The sequence below is a fragment of the Campylobacter sp. IFREMER_LSEM_CL2090 genome (assembly GCF_025771865.1).
Classification (GTDB): domain Bacteria; phylum Campylobacterota; class Campylobacteria; order Campylobacterales; family Campylobacteraceae; genus Campylobacter_D; species Campylobacter_D lari_D.
This window is the reverse complement of sequence record NZ_JAKMRA010000006.1, coordinates 95,342-115,490: the sequence shown is the minus strand read 5'-3', so window position 1 is coordinate 115,490 and position 20,149 is coordinate 95,342. Positions and strand designations below refer to the sequence as shown.

At 27.4% G+C, this 20,149-nt stretch carries 25 protein-coding genes and 1 pseudogene; 16 read left to right on the top strand and 10 right to left on the bottom strand.

The window, feature by feature from the left end:
• Positions 1 to 8 precede the first annotated feature (8 nt).
• The 5 genes and pseudogenes from L8V85_RS05055 (at position 9) to L8V85_RS08410 (ending at position 3,933) form a co-directional block, all read left to right on the top strand.
• On the top strand, positions 9 to 701 hold the full coding sequence (locus tag L8V85_RS05055) for a dUTP diphosphatase (RefSeq protein WP_263737597.1): 693 nt from the start codon (positions 9 to 11) through the stop codon (positions 699 to 701).
• Entirely contained in the window at positions 698 to 1,408 is a 711-nt protein-coding gene (locus L8V85_RS05050) for an EI24 domain-containing protein (RefSeq protein WP_263737596.1), read from the top strand. The genes L8V85_RS05055 and L8V85_RS05050 overlap by 4 nt, the downstream gene beginning before the upstream one ends.
• Positions 1,401 to 1,805, top strand: coding sequence for a hypothetical protein (locus L8V85_RS05045; RefSeq protein WP_263662833.1), 405 nt, complete (start codon positions 1,401 to 1,403; stop codon positions 1,803 to 1,805). The genes L8V85_RS05050 and L8V85_RS05045 overlap by 8 nt, the downstream gene beginning before the upstream one ends.
• A 130-nt stretch (positions 1,806 to 1,935) precedes the next feature.
• A pseudogene (locus tag L8V85_RS08415) lies at positions 1,936 to 2,613 on the top strand (cache domain-containing protein); the annotation flags it as partial.
• A gap of 204 nt (positions 2,614 to 2,817) precedes the next feature.
• A complete protein-coding gene (locus tag L8V85_RS08410) occupies positions 2,818 to 3,933 on the top strand; it encodes a methyl-accepting chemotaxis protein (protein WP_404842194.1) in 1,116 nt (371 codons plus the stop codon).
• Between the two features lie 24 nt (positions 3,934 to 3,957).
• Here L8V85_RS08410 and fldA read toward each other — a convergent pair whose 3' ends face one another.
• From fldA to L8V85_RS05015, 5 genes are all read right to left on the bottom strand, one after another.
• Entirely contained in the window at positions 3,958 to 4,449 is a 492-nt protein-coding gene (gene fldA, locus L8V85_RS05035) for a flavodoxin FldA (protein WP_263737594.1), read from the bottom strand.
• Positions 4,450 to 5,142 (bottom strand): hypothetical protein, encoded by a 693-nt coding sequence (locus L8V85_RS05030; RefSeq protein WP_133319366.1) that lies wholly within the window; start codon positions 5,140 to 5,142, stop codon positions 4,450 to 4,452.
• 1 nt (position 5,143) lies between these two features.
• Complete coding sequence (locus L8V85_RS05025; RefSeq protein WP_133319367.1) at positions 5,144 to 5,461, bottom strand: DUF2325 domain-containing protein; 318 nt, start codon at positions 5,459 to 5,461, stop codon at positions 5,144 to 5,146.
• Positions 5,462 to 5,547: 86 nt separating this feature from the next.
• Complete coding sequence (gene truD / locus L8V85_RS05020) at positions 5,548 to 6,681, bottom strand: tRNA pseudouridine(13) synthase TruD (protein WP_263661159.1); 1,134 nt, start codon at positions 6,679 to 6,681, stop codon at positions 5,548 to 5,550.
• The gene (locus tag L8V85_RS05015) at positions 6,650 to 7,471 is read right to left on the bottom strand and encodes a thiamine-phosphate kinase (RefSeq protein ID WP_263661058.1); all 822 of its coding nucleotides are present in this window, start codon (positions 7,469 to 7,471) and stop codon (positions 6,650 to 6,652) included. The genes truD and L8V85_RS05015 overlap by 32 nt, the downstream gene beginning before the upstream one ends.
• Before the next feature lie 97 nt (positions 7,472 to 7,568).
• Between L8V85_RS05015 and L8V85_RS05010 the strand changes: the two genes are divergently transcribed.
• Genes L8V85_RS05010 through L8V85_RS04960 form a run of 11 tightly spaced genes read left to right on the top strand, consistent with a single transcriptional unit; the run spans position 7,569 to position 15,489 of the window.
• Positions 7,569 to 8,207 carry a DUF5644 domain-containing protein gene (locus L8V85_RS05010; RefSeq protein WP_133319369.1) on the top strand — a complete coding sequence of 213 codons (639 nt, stop codon included), beginning with the start codon at positions 7,569 to 7,571 and terminating at the stop codon, positions 8,205 to 8,207.
• A 9-nt stretch (positions 8,208 to 8,216) separates the two neighbouring features.
• The gene (locus tag L8V85_RS05005) at positions 8,217 to 8,921 is read left to right on the top strand and encodes a hypothetical protein (protein ID WP_220566453.1); all 705 of its coding nucleotides are present in this window, start codon (positions 8,217 to 8,219) and stop codon (positions 8,919 to 8,921) included.
• Positions 8,905 to 9,300, top strand: coding sequence for an ornithine carbamoyltransferase (locus tag L8V85_RS05000; RefSeq protein ID WP_133319371.1), 396 nt, complete (start codon positions 8,905 to 8,907; stop codon positions 9,298 to 9,300). Before L8V85_RS05005 ends, L8V85_RS05000 begins: the two co-directional genes overlap by 17 nt.
• A complete protein-coding gene (locus tag L8V85_RS04995; RefSeq protein WP_133319372.1) occupies positions 9,293 to 9,949 on the top strand; it encodes an RsmD family RNA methyltransferase in 657 nt (218 codons plus the stop codon). Before L8V85_RS05000 ends, L8V85_RS04995 begins: the two co-directional genes overlap by 8 nt.
• A 58-nt stretch (positions 9,950 to 10,007) precedes the next feature.
• Complete coding sequence (locus L8V85_RS04990; protein ID WP_220566452.1) at positions 10,008 to 11,054, top strand: flagellar basal body P-ring protein FlgI; 1,047 nt, start codon at positions 10,008 to 10,010, stop codon at positions 11,052 to 11,054.
• Positions 11,054 to 11,419, top strand: a complete 366-nt coding sequence (locus tag L8V85_RS04985) for a rod-binding protein (RefSeq protein ID WP_263737593.1) — start codon at positions 11,054 to 11,056, stop codon at positions 11,417 to 11,419. The genes L8V85_RS04990 and L8V85_RS04985 overlap by 1 nt, the downstream gene beginning before the upstream one ends.
• Before the next feature lie 60 nt (positions 11,420 to 11,479).
• The gene (locus L8V85_RS04980; RefSeq protein WP_133319374.1) at positions 11,480 to 11,686 is read left to right on the top strand and encodes a flagellar biosynthesis anti-sigma factor FlgM; all 207 of its coding nucleotides are present in this window, start codon (positions 11,480 to 11,482) and stop codon (positions 11,684 to 11,686) included.
• A gap of 42 nt (positions 11,687 to 11,728) precedes the next feature.
• Complete coding sequence (gene flgN / locus L8V85_RS04975) at positions 11,729 to 12,163, top strand: flagellar export chaperone FlgN (protein WP_133319375.1); 435 nt, start codon at positions 11,729 to 11,731, stop codon at positions 12,161 to 12,163.
• 10 nt (positions 12,164 to 12,173) lie between these two features.
• On the top strand, positions 12,174 to 14,003 hold the full coding sequence (gene flgK, locus L8V85_RS04970) for a flagellar hook-associated protein FlgK (RefSeq protein ID WP_263664621.1): 1,830 nt from the start codon (positions 12,174 to 12,176) through the stop codon (positions 14,001 to 14,003).
• Positions 14,003 to 14,752 carry a TIGR02757 family protein gene (locus L8V85_RS04965; RefSeq protein WP_263737592.1) on the top strand — a complete coding sequence of 250 codons (750 nt, stop codon included), beginning with the start codon at positions 14,003 to 14,005 and terminating at the stop codon, positions 14,750 to 14,752. Before flgK ends, L8V85_RS04965 begins: the two co-directional genes overlap by 1 nt.
• Positions 14,737 to 15,489: a TSUP family transporter gene (locus L8V85_RS04960; RefSeq protein ID WP_263664623.1), complete on the top strand. Its 753-nt coding sequence runs from the start codon at positions 14,737 to 14,739 to the stop codon at positions 15,487 to 15,489. Before L8V85_RS04965 ends, L8V85_RS04960 begins: the two co-directional genes overlap by 16 nt.
• Here L8V85_RS04960 and L8V85_RS04955 read toward each other — a convergent pair.
• The 5 genes from L8V85_RS04955 to L8V85_RS04935 are packed head-to-tail and all read right to left on the bottom strand — an operon-like array spanning position 15,486 to position 20,149.
• The gene (locus tag L8V85_RS04955; RefSeq protein WP_263660514.1) at positions 15,486 to 16,646 is read right to left on the bottom strand and encodes a type II secretion system F family protein; all 1,161 of its coding nucleotides are present in this window, start codon (positions 16,644 to 16,646) and stop codon (positions 15,486 to 15,488) included. The two genes, L8V85_RS04960 and L8V85_RS04955, sit on opposite strands and share 4 nt — an antisense overlap.
• Positions 16,643 to 18,160, bottom strand: a complete 1,518-nt coding sequence (locus L8V85_RS04950) for a GspE/PulE family protein (RefSeq protein ID WP_263665554.1) — start codon at positions 18,158 to 18,160, stop codon at positions 16,643 to 16,645. Before L8V85_RS04950 ends, L8V85_RS04955 begins: the two co-directional genes overlap by 4 nt.
• A complete protein-coding gene (locus tag L8V85_RS04945) occupies positions 18,153 to 18,482 on the bottom strand; it encodes a CDC27 family protein (RefSeq protein ID WP_263660516.1) in 330 nt (109 codons plus the stop codon). Before L8V85_RS04945 ends, L8V85_RS04950 begins: the two co-directional genes overlap by 8 nt.
• Positions 18,463 to 19,854, bottom strand: a complete 1,392-nt coding sequence (gene mshL, locus L8V85_RS04940; protein ID WP_263664625.1) for a pilus (MSHA type) biogenesis protein MshL — start codon at positions 19,852 to 19,854, stop codon at positions 18,463 to 18,465. The genes L8V85_RS04945 and mshL overlap by 20 nt, the downstream gene beginning before the upstream one ends.
• On the bottom strand, positions 19,826 to 20,149 hold the full coding sequence (locus tag L8V85_RS04935; protein WP_263660518.1) for a hypothetical protein: 324 nt from the start codon (positions 20,147 to 20,149) through the stop codon (positions 19,826 to 19,828). The genes mshL and L8V85_RS04935 overlap by 29 nt, the downstream gene beginning before the upstream one ends.

Here is a 20,149-nt window from a genome sequence, read left to right as displayed (position 1 = left end):
GAAAATAAATGCAAGTAAAAGATATTTTAAAAAGCATGCTAGAACTCCAGCAAAAATTAAATGATGATACTAATGGTATAGGATGGGAAAATGGCTATACCAAAGAAGGTAAATTAATTAGCTTTAGAAGATGCATTTATATGGAGTGTGCTGAACTTATTGATTCTTTTGCTTGGAAGCATTGGAAAAGTATACACACTCCTGCAAACTGGGATAATGTATGTATTGAAATAGTAGATATATGGCATTTTATCTTGAGTTTAATTTTAGAAGAATACAAAGAAAAACAAATTAATGATAAAAATTTCATAGCAGAAGAAGTTTCTTCTGTAAGTTTTTTTGATGATTTTTGCAAAGAAACTTCTAATCCAAACGAAGCAGATATTTATGGAATTTTAAATGATATTGAGCTTATTATCCATAAATGCAGTGGATTTGATTATGATTTAGGTGAGCTTTTAAGTGTCTATTTTATTCTAGCTAGAAAATGTGGCTTAAATTTCTTTAAACTTTACAAAACATATATTGGAAAAAATATTTTAAATCAATTCAGACAAGAAAATGGCTATAAAGAAGGTACATATAAAAAAACATGGAATGGTGTAGAAGATAATGAAGTTTTAAATCAAATTTTAAAAGAAACCTTAGATTATAAAGAAATTTACCAAAAACTTCAAAATTATTACGATGAATTAAAATGAATATTTTATATCTAAGCTTGCAAAATTTTTTTAGTAAACCTTTTTTAAAATTTTCTTTTTTGCCTTTTTTTGTTAGTTTAATTATTTTAGCCTTGCTTGTATTCTACACCTATGATATCTTTTTTTCTTATATTGAAGATGTCATTAGCGGAACTTTCATGGCTTGGTTTTTTAGCTTTTCCATAGTACAATTTTCACTTACATTTTTGAGCGCCATAGGTGGATTTTTCATAGTAGTTTTTGCCTCAGTATTTTTATCCATGCTAATTATTTCTTTTTTAACGCCTTATATAGTAAAAAAAATAAATCAAAAATACTACAACTATTCCATACAAAAAGAAGTAAATTCTTTAGAAGTTTTACTCAAAACATTTAAATTTATATTGACTTTTTGCGTATTATTTATAATCGCTACTTTTTTACTAATCATACCTTTTATAAGTATTGTGATTTATTATGGAGTTTTTTATTATTTATTTCATAAACTTTTACTCTTAGATGTATTAAGCAATGTCTTGGATAAAAATTCTTTTGATAATTTTTATAAGAACTCTTCACCTTTGAACTTTAAAATAAGTACTTTAATATTTTTTATTTTATCAAGCATTCCTTTACTTGGACTATTTTTACAAGTATTTTATATAATTTTTTTAACTCATTTAAGTTACCAAAAGATCTTAAATTTAGAAGCTAAAAATAATGGATGAGAGAATTAAAAAATTCATTCATTCTCAAAAACTCTTAACCTTGAGCGTGCAAGATAATGATGAAATATATTGCGCAAGTTGCTATTATACTTTTGATGATAAAAATCTTGCATTGATTTTTGCTAGCGAAGAACATACTAGACACATTCAGCTTTCTTATAAAAATCCAAAAGTAGGAGTTAATATAGCACTAGATACAAATATTATCAATCTTATTAAAGGAGTGCAAATTAAAGCTATTTTTAGAAAAGCTACCGCAGAACAAGAAAAAATATATTATGAAAAATTTCCCTTTGCAAAACTTGCAAAAGCTTGTATTTTTGCTCTAAATATACAATGGGCAAAATATACCGATAATAAAATTCTACTTTCTAAAAAATTAGAATTTTTTATTTAAAAATATCCTAAAAATATAATATTTTTTAATAAAAATTAATTTTTTTATAATTTTTTAAATATTTTTTTAATAAAATCATACAAACCATCATAATCATGAAGTCAAATATTGACTTTGTCAAGGAGAAAAAATGCTCTCTTCTATTAAGAAATACCTACTGGGTAATTTTTCCAACAAAATAGCTTTCTTAGTTTGTATTTTTGTTGTAGTTTTGCTATGTGTTTTAGGTTTTTTTAATTATGTTAAATCTAAATCCAATAGCCATACACTGTTAGTTCAGTTTCAACAAAAGGTTGCTTTTGATGTGAGTAAAAGATTTGATTTATACGCAAGCGATAGACGCAATGTGATCAATTCTTTAACAAAATACATCAAAGAAAATAAAAATAATCTAAATTCAACACAATATACTAGTTTATTAAATTCTATAGGAAATTCTTTGGGTTTTGATTTAACCTATGTGGGTTTTGAAGATGGAACTATATTTAGATCAAATGGCAATAATCAAACTCCAGAAAGTGGTTATGATCCTAGATCTAGAGGATGGTATAAAGAAGCCAAGGAAAAAAGAGAATTAATTATCACAGATCCTTACATATCATCTAGTATGCAAAAACCAACCATTTCTTATGCTAGTCCTATTATAGACAATGGAAAAGTTATAGGTGTAGTTGCTGCTGATTATGATTTGAAAAAATTCTCAGAAGAAGTTTTGGCTATAGGTAAAACACCTTATTCACATGCTGCTGTTTTAGCTGATGATGGAACTTATCTTTTTCATACCGATTCTTCCAAAATCTTAACCTCAACTAATACTAGTAAAGATATTATTTCAAATTATTTTAAAACAACTGAAGGTGCAAACAAAGGTCTTTCTAGGGATATTTTCAAAATTCAAACTAAAGAAGAAGGGATCAAAGCTTTAATTTGTAATGGTAGTATCAATCCAAAATATACTATTTGCTCTATAGCTGATTATGATTTTTACAGCGATACAGCTAAACAAACATTGATGGAACAAATTATTATTTCCTTAATTGCTATTTTTATTACTTTGATTTTTATTAGAATAATCATTTCTTATAATCTTAAGCCAATTGCTATTATATCTTCAGGCTTGCATAATTTCTTTAACTATTTAAATCATAAAGACATTCATTCACACCCTATTAAACTAAAAACTCAAGATGAATTTGGAAAAATGGCTGATGAGATTAATGAAAATATTAATATTATCAAAGAGGCTTTAAGTAAAGATGCAAAAGCTATTGAAGAATCTGTAAATGTTGCTAGAAAAATAGAAACAGGTGAGCTTAATTTACACATTAGCTCTCATGCTAACAATCCACAAATTCAAGAACTCATAGATGTTTTAAATAAAATGCTTGATACTTTACAACAAAAAATTGGTAATAATTTAAACGAAATTCAAGCGGTATTTGATAGTTATAAACAATTAGATTTTACTGCAGCTATTAATACCCCAAAAGGCGATGTTGAAAAAGCAATCAATGCCCTTGGGAATGAAATCAAAAACATGCTTTCAAAATCACTAAACCAAGGTGAATTATTAAATCAAAAAGCTGAAGCACTCAAACAAAGTATGCATGAACTTACAAATGATGCCACACATCAAACCTCATCATTACAAGAAAGCGCAAGAGCTTTAGAGCAAATGAATTCAACTATGAGTGAAATTTCTATCAAAGCACAAGATGTAGTTAAACAAAGTAATGATATTAAAAGTGTTACCACTATGATTTCAGATATTGCTGATCAAATTAATCTACTTGCATTAAATGCAGCTATTGAAGCAGCTCGTGCAGGAGAACATGGTCGTGGCTTTGCTGTTGTTGCTGATGAAGTTAGAAACTTAGCAGAAAGAACTCAAAAGTCTTTAGGTGAGATTGAAGCTAATACTAATATCTTAGCCCAGTCTATAAATGATATGGGTGAAGCTATAAAGGAAGAAGCTAATGATATTAGCCAAATTAATGAGTCAGTGGCTACTATAGAAAAACTTACACAACAAAATTCTCAAACAGCAATACATACAAATGCTATTGCAAATGAAGTAGATTCTTTAGCACAAGATATATTAAGTGAAACAAAAAAAAGGAAATTTTAAAAGATGCCTTTTTGGCATCTAGATTTAAGAAAAAGAAGGTTTAATTTGTTCTAACCAAGCATCAATTCTACTTTCGGTTAAATCCTCATGGTTATCATTATCTAATGCAAGCCCTACAAATTTATCTCCTTCTACCGCATCACTTGATTCAAAAGTATAACCACCTGTAGAAACTGAACCTACTAAATTTGCACCTGCTGCTTTTAAAGCCTGAGCAAGTTTTCCCATAGCACTACAATATGTATCTGAGTAGCTTTCACTATCTCCCATACCAAAAACTGCAACGGTTTTTCCACTAAGATTTAAAACTGAAAAATCAAAACTATCCCAATCATCTTGAAAATCTCCACTTCCCCAAGTAGAAGTTCCGCAGATTAATTTATCATAAGAATTGATTTTTTCTGCATTAATATCTGCAATATTTAACACATCTGAAATTCCTAATTTTTGAGCGATCATATTTGCCGCACCTTCGGTATTTCCCATAGAGCTACCATAAATTACTGCTACTGACATTTAACATCTCCTTAAAATTTGATTATTAATAGTATAGGGAACTAATTTTAGCAAAGTTTTGTTATTTTCACATAAATTATGTCTTATTTCTTTATGTTGAGTAAAATTTTTATTTCTTGGATACACAATATAAAATATTTCAAAAACATTTTTTTTGATAATTTGCAAAGCTAAATTTATATCCTTTTTATTATCTTCAAAAAAAGAAGGCATAATAGCCATTTTATCATTGATAATAATGATATTTTCTTGAATATCTACCCTAGCCTTTACATTGCTTTTACAAATTTTATCATACACAAAAGACTCAAAAGCCACCTGTGGATCTAAGATAAAATTTGATGACATAAAAACATTTTGTATTAATCTAGCTAAAGCATATTTTGGCATCTTTGCTTCAAGCTGTAATTTATTTAAATTTCCTTCTTTATATGCTTTGATGATTTTATGAGAATATGGACAAAATTGTTTTATTTTACTAAATTTCAAAACCCTTTCTGTGATCATATTTTGGATTTTTAACTCAAAAATATTTCTTAAACTAGTAGCTTTTTTTGCATAAATATAAGGTATTTTTAGATCATTTTCCACCAAAGAATTATACAAATTCAAAAAAATAAAATTAATATTTTCTTGTTCTAAATCTCTAAATATTTTAGGTACCAAATCCTCTTTGTTATTAAAACCAAACATATTATGCCTTTTTTGTACATTCATAAGTTTGTTCAAGACCAAAAACCTTGCAATATTCGCAATATACACAACTCACACTGCGTTTAGCACAAACCAAAGGTATATTGCGTTTTTTTGCCTCTGTTTTAATTTTTTTCATGGTGTTGTGATTTAAAAAACTAGTAAGCATGACTATGCATTCAGTATTTTGTGGAATGGGTTTTCTATTTACCCTATTTTCATTTCTAGCATCCCAATGCTCTATACTTTTTGCGCCTAAATTTGTCAAAACTGCCTTAATTGGAGTAATTTCATCTGCACCTATAACCAAAACTGACATTGAGCTTTCCTTTTATAAAAATGATAATTGTTATTATAATTTATAAAAGATAAATTTTAACTGATACTCAATATCAATTTTTAAAATTATGTATTATAGGTTTGATCAAAAATATCTGCGTGTAAAATCTCTTCTAAAACCACTGTAGCATATGAACCTTTTTGCAAGAAAAATTCTAAAGTAAAATGAGCTTTTTCTTCATCATAATAACTTTTACAATCTTGCAAATAAGACCACATAAAGCGTCTTGAACCTTGCATTTTATCTTTAAACTCATATGCAAAAGAAAAAATCTCATCTTCTAATTTTTTAGCTAGACCTTCATTTGTTTCATAAGCTTTAGAGCCTATTAAAAGCCCCATAGAACTAATATCTTTTTGATTAAATCTTTCTACTTCACTTGACAAATCTTCACATACAAAGCATTTACCAAAAGGATAATGCCCTAAAACTTCACCTTTTAAAATCTTAAAAAACTGCTTTTGATTTTTTAAACTTTTGATTTCATCTTTATCTAAATCATAAATTTGTTTTATTTCTTTTTCACTAAAATCATTGATAAAATGTGATAATTCCACCCTTTTACTCAAATATCTGTTAAAAAGTTCGCTTTGAAAGGCAGAAATTAAAAATTCTTGTATTTTTTTATTTTTGATTTTTTTACCTTTTAAAATTTCTAGTCCTTGTAAAAAATTATCTTGAAATTTACCAAAACGCTGATATCCAAAATAATTAGCAAAACCTTGTTCTTGGATATTTTTGAAAGCTTGTTCTATTTTTAAAGCATCTACTTTTGAAACTTTTTTTAATCTTATAAAAAATGAATTTCCTTTTAAATGCCCTATTCTAAGTTTATTATCATGATAAAAACTTTCTAAAATTTTCATCTTATCATGTTTAAAATTTTTTAAGCCCTCTTCAAATTTTTTAGGCATAGAAATATATTGAAAAGTTAAGCCTTGTTTATCTTTTAAACCACTATAACCAAAATCTCTCATTTTAACACCGCTTTGCTCACTTAAAATTCTCAAAGCTTCACTGGTGCTTAGATCTTTTTTTTGTATATGTAAAATAAGATGTTCACCTTTACCACTAAATTCATACAAAGGCTTTTCTCTTACTACAAAATCATTACTATTTTTTGAAAAATACACATTTATCGGGCTGTGTTTTAAAGTATATAAGGGCTTAAAAATGATGTTCTCTTCCATAAAATTTATACCTTCCTGTTGTTGTTTTTGCAAAAATATTTAGTTTAATTCTATGTTTTTTAGCCATATTTTGTATAAATACTTTATGTTTTTTATCAAAAGCAAATAAAATTTCATACTCTTCTGCACTATTTAAGCTAAATTTATCTAATTTTTTAAGAAATTTTATACCAAGTTGATTTATAAAGAGTATTCTCGATAGATCCTTATTTAAACCATCTGAAATATCCATACTTACTCTGACTTTTTTTGCTATATCATAAAAAAATTTCTGCCTTAAATTTGGTTTTATAAAACGATGTTTAGAATGTAATTTTCCACCGCGAAATAGTATATTTAAACCTTTTAAACTCTCACCTAATTTCCCACTAAAAGCGAGCAAATCTCCCTTTTTTAAACCTTTTCTAAAAATAGCCCTTTTATTCACTTTAGAAATAATAGTTATACTAATATTAATTTTCCTATCTGCTATAGTATCTCCGCCTATAATTTGCACCCCAAATTCTTTTGCGCTATCTAGCAAGCCTTTTTGCAAAGCTTTAACTTGTTTCATTTCTAAACATTTTGGTAAAGAAAGCCCCAAAAGAGCGTATTTTGGTGTAGCATTCATAGCAATTGCATCAGAAATATTAACGAGCATAGCTTTTGCGCCAATTTGCTCTAAACTCATCCAAGAGCGTTTAAAATGCACATCCTCACAAAATAAATCTTTAGAATAGCAATATCCATCGATGATTGCTCCATCATCTCCGTTGATAGAATTTGCAAAAGCATTTATAATAAATTTTTCTTTATCCATGTGAATATTTTATACAAAAAGCTTTTAATTTTATATAATAATCAAATTTTTATAAGTTTAAAATGTATATAATCAAAAATAATACCAAGGATAAAAAATGCAAATAACTTTAAGAATTTTTCGTTTTGATAAAGATAGTGATTATTTAGCTTATTATAAACCATATGTTTATGATAGTAAAAATTTTAAAAGTGTTTATGATATTTTAAGTCAGATTAAAAAAGATGATATATATTTTGATTTTGAAGAAAATCCAGAAAGTTGTATTAAAGTTAATCAAGTTACCATTAGACAAAGAAGAGATTTAAGTAATATTATTGAAAGATTTGGAAAAGAACTCATCATAGAACCACTCGATACTAAAAGAGCTATTAAAGACTTAATCATGGATAAGAGTGATTTTTTAGAAAAACTTGAGCTTTTTAAAGGACTTATTGACATACATGATATAGAGCTTTACAAGCAATATGACTTTTTATATTATACAAGCGAAGTAAGAGAATTTCTACCTGAATATTTAGGAGATAGTTTCTTTATATTTGCCTATAAAATGCTACTTAAATATCCAGAAAAAACTCCACAATTTTTAAAATTGATAGCAGATGAAGAAAAAGGAATTTATTATCATACTAAATTCAAAAATTTTATTTCATCTAATGAGCTTGACTATGAATCTTACATCAAAGAATTAAAAGTTATGCTTGTAAAATCAGGTCTTGCAAGAAGTATTTTTTAAGGAATTAAAATGTATAAAATTTATACCAATAGCAATAATGATTTATTTTGTTATTTTGATATTATCAAAAATGTCTTAGATACAGTCGGTGTTGAAAGCACATTATGTGAAAAACCTTTGGGTAAAAATTATTTTATTATTGACTATGATCCTAAAGATATTTTAGATGAATATTCTAGAATGATGGATGAGAATAATATCTTAGCTTGCGAATATAGCTCTTATGAAATTATGAGTAAAATCGATAAGATTAAATACGCTCCAGAGTTTTTTTTAAAATACTTAAAAACAGAACACATTAAATATTTTTTTGATAAATTTAACATAGGTGTATATCAAGGATTTTCCCATGCTAATTGCTCTTTAGAACTTGCTAAGATTCTTAAAGCAAATATAATTGATTTTGAAAGAAAATATAAGAGTTGTGGCTATGGGTTCTTAAGTTTAAATGCGCAATTAGCTTATAAAAGTGCAGCAGCAATCATTTTAGATGCTTATGATAGTGGTTGTGATTTTTTAGTTGTAGAAGATTTTTATTCTTTTTATATGTTTGATAAGTGTTCTAAAGAATTACAAGCAATTTCAAATAGAAATTTTGAAGATTTTTATATTTTAAGTTTCGCAGAGCTTGCAAATTTAGCTCTAGGTATAGTACCATACACTTTAAAAAAACACAAATTAAAAGTGAGTTTAGTCAATGAAAATCGCTCTTGAATGCAAGGATTTAATTTTAGAAAAAACTTTAGAAATTGCTTTAAAAGATTTTTTAGTTTTAAAAAAAGATTGTGATTTTTTAGTCTGTGATGAAAAAATCAACACACAAAAGCCACAATTTATCATCAACAAAAAATCAAATTTCTTAACTCACCCTTTTAACATAGAAGAGTTGCTATGTGCTTTAAATGATTTCAATGCAAGCTTGCAAAATATTGCCTATAAAATAGCAATGCGTGAGAAAAAAATTATGAATCAAAAATGTGAAGCCATTTTAGAACAACTACGCCAAGAAAGTCATGAAAAAATCGATGCAATATTTGATCTTTATAAAACAGAGTTAAAAAATCTTATCAAAGAAGAAAGTAATAATGCATAAAACACAAGAATATCAAAGCGTAAGAGATTTTTTAAAAAATTACAAAGAGGATAAAAAAACAAGCTCAAAAAAACAAGCTCAAAAAATTTACACCACCATAGAAAGTGGAATTTATAAGGGTAAAAAAATTTTACTTCCTAGCCTAGATACCACAAGAAGCACTAAAAGCATAGTAAAATCATGTGTTTTTAATGTTTTGCGTTTTTCTTTGCAAGATAAGGTTTTTATAGAGGCCTTTGGAGGAAGTGCTTTAATGGCATTAGAAGCAAGAAGCAATGGTTGTTTAAAAAGTTATGCCATAGAAAAAGATAAAAAGGCTTATGAAATAGCTTTAAAAAACGCTTCTGGTGTTGATCAAAATACTCTTTGTTTTAATGATGATACTTTTAAAAAAACTCCTCAAATTATTCAAAATTCCAAAGAAGATATTATTTTATATCTTGATCCTCCATTTGATATTAGAGAAGGTTTTTTTGATATTTATGAAAAAACTTTAAAATTGATAGAAAATATACAAAATTCAAATGTAAAAATCATTATCATTGAACACCACAGCACTTTTAAAACTCCAACTAAAATACAAGATTATGAGAAAACTAAAGAAAAAAAATTTGGCTCAACCACTCTAAGTTTTTACTCCTTTATATAAATTTGGAACTTTTTTTGCTTTAATTTTATGAAAATAGCATAGATTAAAGGAAGAATCGATGAGAATATTATTATTTTGCTTGGTATTAAATCTAAGCGTTTTTGCAGCTACTATTAAAGAACTTACCAATGTAGTGGGTGTTAGAGATAACCAACTTATAGGATATGGTTTGGTTGTTGGCTTAAACGGAAGTGGAGATGGTACAAGTAGTGAATTTACTCTACAATCTATTTCAAATATGCTTCAAGGTATGAATGTAAAAGTTAGCCCAGGTGATATAAAATCAAAAAATACAGCAGCAGTAATGGTAACAGCAAAACTTCCTGCTTTTGCAAGAAGTGGGGATAAGCTTGATGTAAGTGTGGCTTCTTTAGGTGATGCAAAATCTTTACAAGGTGGAACCTTACTTATGACGGCTCTAAAAGGGGTTGATGGAGAGATTTATGCAGTAGCTCAAGGTTCATTAGCTATAGGTGGACTTAGCCCAAGACCGGGTGCAGCAGGAACACACTCAACCTCAGCAAATGTTATTAATGGCGCTGTGGTAGAAAGAGAAATTCCACAAAACTTTAACCAAAGCGAAGATTTGATTTTAAGCTTAAAAGAAGCAGATTTTAAAACAGCTAATAATATAGAAAGAGTTTTAAATACTATTTTTGACACAGATATAGCAAAAGCTTTAGATTCTAGAACTATAAAATTAACAAAACCTGAAGAATTTTCTCATGTTGAATTTATGGCAAGAGTATTAGAACAAGATATAGCTTATACCCCAGAAAGCAAAGTAATCATTGATGAAAGAACAGGAACTATCGTTGCGGGAGTAAATATAGAAGTTGAACCTATATTAATTACTCATAAAGATATTACTATAAAAATCGATCCAAACAATACCGTAGCTTTAGGACAAAATGAAATCGATATGAAAGATGGTGGTATTTTAGACCCTGTATCTAATACTTTAAAAATCACAAACAATAAAACAACAGTAGCAAACATAGCTAGAATGTTAAATAAACTTGGAGCAGCACCAAATGATATCATAGCTATTATGCAAAATCTAAAAAGAGCTGGTGCAATCAGCGCTGAATTAGAGGTGATATGATGAGAGTTGATAATTATTTAGCGAGCAAAAATTACAGCAGTGAGCTTTATGAAAACATTACCAAGCATAATAATAGCTATAAGGCTGCTAAAAACTATGCAGATAGTGCTTTTAAAAATGATTTAACTCATATACAAGCATTAAATGATGAAGATAAAGCTTTAAAAGAACAAACCGATGCTTTTGAAGCTTTCTTAATCAAAAGTGTTTTGGATATTTCTTTAAAACAAGAAAGTTCTTTATTTGGAAAAGATGCAAGTGATGAAATTTATTCATCTATGTATAATGATACTATGAGTAAAGCATTAAGTGGTGGTTTAGGTTTTTCAAAATTATTATTTGATTATTTAAAAGAAAGGCGTTAAGTTATTTTTTTAAGTGTCGATATGGTTCTTAGAGTTTTTCAATAGAACTGGAGGCTTAAAATGATAAACCCTATACATCAAAGCTATGTGGCTCAAGTTGCTACTAGCGATATAAATAAAACAGAAAACAAAGAAAATAACAAGGCAAAAGAAACTCAAAAGGTAGAAGAAAATAAGGCATCTTTTATTGCTTCACAAATAAAGAATGGCGAGTATAAAATAGACTTGCAAGCCACTTCAAAAGCAATAGTAGATTCTTTATTATAATTTTTATCCTTTTTTGGGTTAGTGCCTAAGAAAGGATAAAAAATGGTTAAACAACACTTAGACAAAACAAATTCTATTTTAGAAAAACTCATCAATCTTACTTTAGAAGATATAGCTCAAATTCAAGCTGCTAATCACCAACATGTTAGCAAAAGCGTAGAAGAAAAAACTAAACTTGTGAATGATTTTCAAATTGCTAAAAAAAATCTTGATAAGGCTTTAGTAGAACTTAGCAATCAAGGAAACAATAAGGGTTTAGACGAACTTTTAGATGATGAAGATAAAGAAAAACTTGCTCTTTTAAAGCAAAATTTAAACACCTTACATCAAAAAAATAAAGAATATGCTAAATTGGCTCTTATTATTAAAAATTTTTACGACAATCTTTTAAATACAATGTTTGAACAAAATGGAACAAATAATGCTTATGGGGATAATAAGACAATTCCAGATTCATTATTTAAGATCAATGTTTAAAGGCTAAGTCATGGGAATTTTTGATAGTTTATATACAGGGGTTAGTGGTATAAGAGCTGCTGAACTTCAAATCAATACCACAGGTAACAATATCTCTAATGCAAATGCAGTATTTTATACTAGACAAAGAGCGGTGCAAAGTTCAGGTATGTCTCTTGATAGAGGTGGCTTACACCTAGGAACAGGTACGCAAATTGATACTATTAAAAGATTGCATGATGAGCATTCTTATTATGAGCTAAAAAACGCCACTACTCAACAAAACTATACAAATTATTTAGGACAAATTTTACAAGAAGCAAGTCAAAGATTTCCTGATATGCAAGGAACTGGTATTTTACAGGATTATAAAAATTACTATGATGCGTGGAATAATTTTGCTTCCAACCCAAGCGATGGGGCAAGTAAAATAGATCTTGTTAATAGTGCAAACACATTAGCCCAGAACATACAAAAAACATTACAAGATCTTAGCAAAATGCAACAAACAGTTAATGAGCAAATTCAACAAACCGTAGATGAGATTAATAACATTGGTCAAGAAATTGCAAATATTAATAAACAACTTGAAAATGAAGAAGTTTTACCTACCGATAATGCAAATCAACTAAGAGATAAAAGAGATGAGCTCGAACTTAGACTTTCAAAGTTAGTTAATGCTGTTGCTTGGAAAGGAACAAGCTCTCAAGATAGTACTTTAGAATCTACCATGACTGATTCTGGAAGATATTATGATTTAAGTATTCAAGGCTTTAGTATAGTAAATGGCTCTAGCTTTCACCCTTTAAAATTAGATAATAACAACCCTAATGGTTTTTATCAAATTTATTATGAAGTAAATGATGAAAATCGCTATGATTTAACAAGCAAAATTTCAGGCGGACAGCTTGGTGCTCAACTTGATCTTAGAGGTAGAAATTATGATGGCAATCATGATACTTACAGCGATGGAAAATTACAAGAGTATAAAGATATGCTCAATACCTTTACAAAAACACTCATAACTCAAACTAATAATGTCTATGCTCAAGCAGCAACCGATAAAGTAAATTCAGATGATTTAAAAGGTTTAAAATCTGATACTTCTTTAATGAGTTATGATAAAAACATCCAAGCAGGAAGCTTTGACATCACAGTTTATGATGAAAAAGGTGAGCCGGTTGCTACTAGAACTATAAAAATAGATGTTAATACCACTATAGAAGATGTTATTAAACAAATCAATGCAGATGTTGATGATAATAAAGATGGTGTTAGCGGTAATGATTTAAATGATTATTTTCAAGCCTTTTATCATTATGATGGAAAAAGTGATAGTGGAAATTTCCAAATCAATGGCTTAAAAAAAGGTTATAAAATAGCTTTTAAAGACAATGGCACAAATTTCCCAGGCGCTTTAAATGTATCTTCATTTTTTAATGGTCAAGATGCAAGTAGCATTAATGTAAATTCAAGCATTAGAAATGATCCAAATAGCTTAAAAGCTAGTTCAAACGGAGTTGATGGAAATAACGATGTAGCTAATGCTATGTTGCAACTTCAAAATCAAAAAGTAAATTTTTATAATAAAGATGGTACAGTAGATACTATGACTTTGGATGGATATTATAGAAAATTTACAGGCCAAATTGCTTCAGATGCTGAAAGCAATGGCTTTGCGCATGCGACTAATATGACGGTATTTAATACAGCTTATGCAGAATACCAATCAAAAAGTGGTGTAAATACCAATGAAGAATTAGCAGCACTCATACAATATCAAGCAAGTTATGGCGCTGCAGCTAAAATCGTAACTACCGTTGATCAAATGCTTGAAACCTTACTTGGTTTAAAATCTTAATGCAAATTAAAGCTCTTTTAGATGAAGCAATTTTAAGCAAAAACACTCAAAAAGAGCTTTTTTCTCATCCTGATCCTTTGCAAATTGCAAGTGTTTATAAAGATGAAAATATAGCCTTGCTTTGTGCTTTATTTGCCTATGGGAATGCTAAAAATATTGTAAATTTTTTAAATAAACTTGATTTTTCCTTGCTTGAAAGAAACGATGAGATTATTAAAAAAGAATGCAAAAATCTAAAATACCGCTTTCAAAACTCTCAAGATATAGCTCAAATTTTTATCACACTCAAGCGCTTAAAAAATGAAGATAGTATAGAAAATATTTTTACCAAAACTTATCAAAAAGAGCAAAACATAACACAAGCAATAAAAGCTTTCATAGAAACAATTTACAAGCTTAATCCTTATAAAAGTTATGGTTATGAATTTTTCTTTTCAAAAGAATTTAACATTCCAAAAGGTCCTTTAAAAAGATATAATATGTATCTTAGGTGGATGGTAAGAAAAGATGAATTAGATTTAGGTTTGTTTAAAAATATCGATAAAAAAGACTTACTCATACCCTTAGATACTCATACTCATAAAGTTTCATTAAAACTTAAGCTTTTAAAGCGTAAGATTTATGATTTTAAAAGTGTTTTAGAACTTACGCAAAGTCTTAAAAAATTCGATCCTGCTGATCCTATAAAATATGATTTTGCTCTATATAGAATCGGACAAAACAAGGAAAGCTTATGGAGCTTGAATTAACTTATTATGTGATTTTATTCTTTGTTGCTGCTTTTGCAGGTTGTGTTGATGCGATTGTAGGTGGTGGTGGGCTTATTACCATACCTGCTTTATTTGCTTGTGGTATTCCTCCTCATTTAGCCCTAGCTACTAATAAACTTCAAAGTACCTTTGGATCACTCACTGCGGTTTTAGCTTATAGAAAATCTATGCATATAGAAAAGATAGCTTTGGGAATTTTATTTACTGCTATTGGAGCTGCCATTGGAACTTATGCAGTCTTACTAATAGATCAAAATGCTGTTAAAATCATTGTATTAATTTGCCTTGTTTTAATCTTTTTTTACACTATTTTCAAGCCTGATTTAGGCCATGTACATAATAAAGCTAAAATGCGCACTACAAGCTTTCAAATTATCTTTGGCTTGCTACTTGGTTTTTATGATGGTTTTTTAGGACCTGGTACTGGATCTTTTTGGATTTTTGCTTGCGTGATATTTCTTGGTTTTAGCATGAAAAATGCAAGCATTAATACTAAAATCTTAAATTTTACTAGCAATGTAGTAGCTTTAGGGGTATTTTTATACTCTTATGAGGTGCTTTGGAAAGTTGGTATTTTAATGGGTATAGGCCAAATTTTAGGTGCTTTTATAGGATCAAAACTAGTCTTAAAAACACAAGGAACTTTTATCAAAAAACTCTTTTTGATTATGGTTGCTTTAACTATAGCTAAGGTTGCTTATGATTATCTTGCTTAAATTTCTTGACTAATTTGCCACATAGGTAAAAATACACCCAAGGCTAAAACTAAAATCAAACTCGCCATAAAAATTGTCATCAAAGGCTCCAAAACACTCAAAAGCTTTTGAGTATAATTTTCTTTTTTATACTCATAAAACAAAGCAAGCTCATAAGTACTTTCATCTAATTTAGAACTTTTTAAAGCTAAATTTAACATTCTTATCACAAAAGGCTCAAAAAGCTTTGTGTTAGAAAAAGCTTGAGCTAAATCAAGTCCTGATTCAAATGAAGTCTTTATAATAAACATTTTGTTTTTAAAGAATTGATTTTCTATACCTTCACAAGCAAGTTCAAAAGCTCTTTTTATATCCACCCCTGCTTTTAATAAATATGAAAAAATTAAGAAAAAACAAAATTTATCTTGATAAAATATTATTTTTCCAAAAATGGGAGAATAAAAAAGAATTCTATGAAAAAACAAAGACTTCCTAAAAGAATAAGTAAGTATTATAAAAAATCCTATATTTAATAAAATAATCATATAAAAATGACTAAAAAAATCAGCTATAATAAAAAGAATTTGAGTGATTTTTGGCAAATCCAATTCAAGTTGTAAAAATAAAGTTTTAAATTCAGGCAAAACTAAAGTTATAAGAATAAAAAAAGCAAAAATAATACACATAAAAACGAAAAGTGGATAAGCTATAGCCTTTTTTAACTGCTTAAAACTATGAAGATTTTTTTCTTTTAAACTAATAATAATATCAAGAGCCTTATGTAAATCTTCTCTGCCATCACAAATTTTTAAAATAGCACATTCTCTAGAATTTAAAATATCTTTAAAGGCTTCATTATAAGAACTTCCATTATTGAGTTTATTATAAATTGTATTAAAAATTTTAATATTTTGTTTTTCATAGCTTGATTTTAAAAATTCTAAAATTGCTTCCTGTAAGCTTAATCCTGCCTTTAAGATCATATTTAAATCCTTAAGAATGAAAATAAGCTCTTCTTCTTTGATTTTATGTTTTATCGGTTTGAAATATTCTTCAACACTAATAATATTTACAAATGACTTTAACGCAAAATTTCTAGCTTCATATAAATTTCTAGCCCTTATTATATATTGTTTTTGCTCTTTATTTAATACATAAAAAATAACAAATTTTTTCAAAAACTAATCTTTCTTAACTCATCTATACTTGTTAAGCCAAGTTTCGCCTTTTCTAAAGCATCCATACCTAAAGTCAAAAAACCTTTTTTTAAAGCGTATGCTGAAATATTTTCATAATTTTCATTATTTTCTATCATATTTTTTAAATTATGATCTAAAAATAAAAATTCAGCTACCATCAAACGCCCTTTATATCCACTATACATACACTCAACACAACCTTTTGCTTTGTAAAATTTTCCTTCAAAAACTTGATTTTGAAAGTAAAATTTTTCCTTGTTAGGTTCTTTACATTCACATAGTTTTCTTACTAATCGTTGAGCTATAATTAAATTAAGAGAATGAGCTATTAAGTATTCTCTTGCACCCATATGCTTCATTCTAAAAATAGCTTCTATAGCGCCATTAGTGTGTAGGGTACTTAAAACTAAATGTCCGCTTAAAGAAGCTTTTAAAACTATATCCAAACTATCCTCATCTCTAATTTCACCTATCATAATCACATCAGGATCGTGTCTTAAAACTGCTCTTAAAGCTTTATGAAAATCAAATCCAGCTTTAGAATTTAAAAGAATTTGTTGAGCATATTTAAGTTTATATTCTATAGGATCTTCTAAGGTGATGATTTTTTTACTTTGTTCAATTTCATTTAAAATAGCATGCATAAAAGTACTTTTACCACTCCCTGTTGGCCCACAAAACAAAATCAGACCATAAGGTGCATTCGTGTATATTTTCAGCTGAATTAAATTTTCTTCTTTGATAAAAAGTTTATCAAGTTTTAAAACATATCCATCTTGTTTTAAAATTCTAAACACTATGCTTTGTCCAAATAATAAAGGCATAATTGAAACTCTAAAATCATATTTTTGCTCTAAAATGATTTTAGAAAAACTCCCATCTTGAGCTTGTCTTTGTTCAGCTACATTAAGCAAAGCAATAATTTTTACATGCATCAATAAGGCTTGGTATGATTTTGCATCAAAACTATGTATATATTTTAACTCTCCATCTATTCTAAATCTTACATATACTTCATTTTCTAAAGGCTCTAAATGGATATCACTTGCTCTTAAAAAACAAGCATAAGTTAAAATTAAATTCAAAAACTGCTCTAATAAAAACTCATCTTTATTTTCATCACTTTTCAAACTAAGCTCTAATCTATTAAGATGATTTTGAAATTTAATTAAAAATTTAACCCTTTCTAGCAAAAATTCAAATTGCGTAAAAACACAAAGAAAAATCTTGATAGTTTTAAAACGATATAAATTTTGTATTTTTTCCAAAACATTCTCTTCCAATGGTTTAAAGGAAGCTATATGGATATTTTCATCATCTTCATAAAAACAAAAAATATCATGTTGTTCTATTAAAGAAAAAGGCAAAATGTGAAGATATTTTTCAAAATCAAAAGTTTGATTTAAATTTAAAAATTCCATTTTGTATTGAGAAGCAATTTCTTTTAAAGAATACTCACTTAAGTTTTTTAATTTTTGATGTGTATCACTCAAAATAAATCTCCAAAAGCTTTTCGTATTCTTTTTTAGCTATTAAAGCATCTTCATATCTTCCGAGTTTTATTTTAGCATTAATAAAAACAAGCCAAGCTTCTTTTTGCAATAAATCAAAATCATTGGCTTCCATAGCCCAAAAAACTGCTTGTTTGTATTCTTTATTTTGATAAAAATATTTTGCTAAATTTAAAGCATTTTCATAGTTTGGTTGATTAATGAATTTTTCATAAAATATGTTTTGATCGAAACTATTGTTTTGAATTTCTATAGCATTTAAAAAAGAAAAACATATTAAGATTTTAAAACATATCATCTTCATGCTGAAAACCTAGGTCTTTTAAACTTAAAATTTTATTATTAGTTTTTACTAAACTTGGTTTGATAATAAAAACTATTTCGCTAATATCTTCATAATTTTGTTTTCCTTGAAATAAAGCTCCAAAAAGTGGAATTTTAGATAAAATGCTTATTTCATTATGATTATTAATGGTATTTTTACTAATCAATCCGCCTAAAATTAAAGTTTGCCCATCATCAACTTCAACTACAGTAGAAAGCTTTTTTTGTATAGTATCTGGCGCTATATTTCTTGGTTTGCTTTGTCTATGATTATCAAAACTATATTTAAAATCACTCAAGCTTGGATTAATCCTAAGCATAATTTTATGATCATCTGAAATTTCAGGCAATATATTAAGTAAAATTCCTACAAAAATAGAATAATTATTATATATTTCACTAACTATTGTACCATTTTCTGTTCCTTTAGAACTTTCTTTTACTTGATAATTTATTGTATCGCCTATAGAAATAATAGCTTGCTGATTGTTTAAAGCCATAAGTTTTGGGTTAGAAAGTATAGTTGTTTTACCATTTTCTTGTAATAAATTTAAAATAGCTTTAGTTTCAATATTTGCTTTTAAGTTAATATTTCTAACACCATCTTTATTAATTATAAAATCATTATCATCACCATTAAGTTTAAAAGCAAGTTCTTGCCAATTAATTCCACTTGAATGATTTTTGTTTAAATGCACAGCAACAATACTTACATCAATTAAAACTTGTTTTTTAAGTCTTTTATTTAAGTCATCTAAATATTTTCCAACTCTTGCAAGTTCATATGGAGTTGCATTTAAAGTAATAATTCCTGCATTAGTATTGACAATAGGTTTAGTTGTATTTTCATCCAACAAAGCTTGAATTTCTTCTGAAATTTTCTCCCAAAAATCAAATTTATCAGTACTAATAACTAAATTATCTACTTCTTTATAATTATCATAATCTCCTTGTTTTGGTCTAGAATCCACTGAAGCTTTAGTAATACTTTGTCCTTCTCTAATAGAACTTATATAATGCACTTTAAAAGTTTTAACTTGTTTTCCATAAATTTTTAAAGCATTTTTATCGTATTCATAAGCAAGATTGTTTTCCACCAATAAAAGCTTAAAAATCTCTCTTAAAGACATTTTCTTTATATGTAAATAATTTTGAGCATGCATTAATTTTTCTTGAGCAAAAATATCTTTGATAATAATACTAAAATCACACTCTCTTCCGAGTTCATTTAAAATTTCAAGCAAAGAAGTTTTGTTTTCTACTCTTATATTAAAAAAATGCTGATTACACTGCATGGCAAATACATTTGTAAAAAACAAAAAATTAATACATAAAAATACTATTTTTTTCATACAAATTTAAAACCATTATTTTTTCTTCCTTTTTTAATACAACTTGAGAATTTCTAATTTCAACTATTTTAAAACCATCAATATAATCATTTAAAGCATACCACTTATCATTAATCTTAATCTTATTTGAAACAATAGCTTGCAAAGAAAAATTAGATTTTATATTTGTAGTCTTTTTAAAAAAAGGATCTTGAATTGAAATTAAATTATCAACATAACAATTTTGATTTAAAAATGGATAATTAACACCAAAAGCATTAATTACCCATAAAACAAGAATAAAAATTCGAAACAA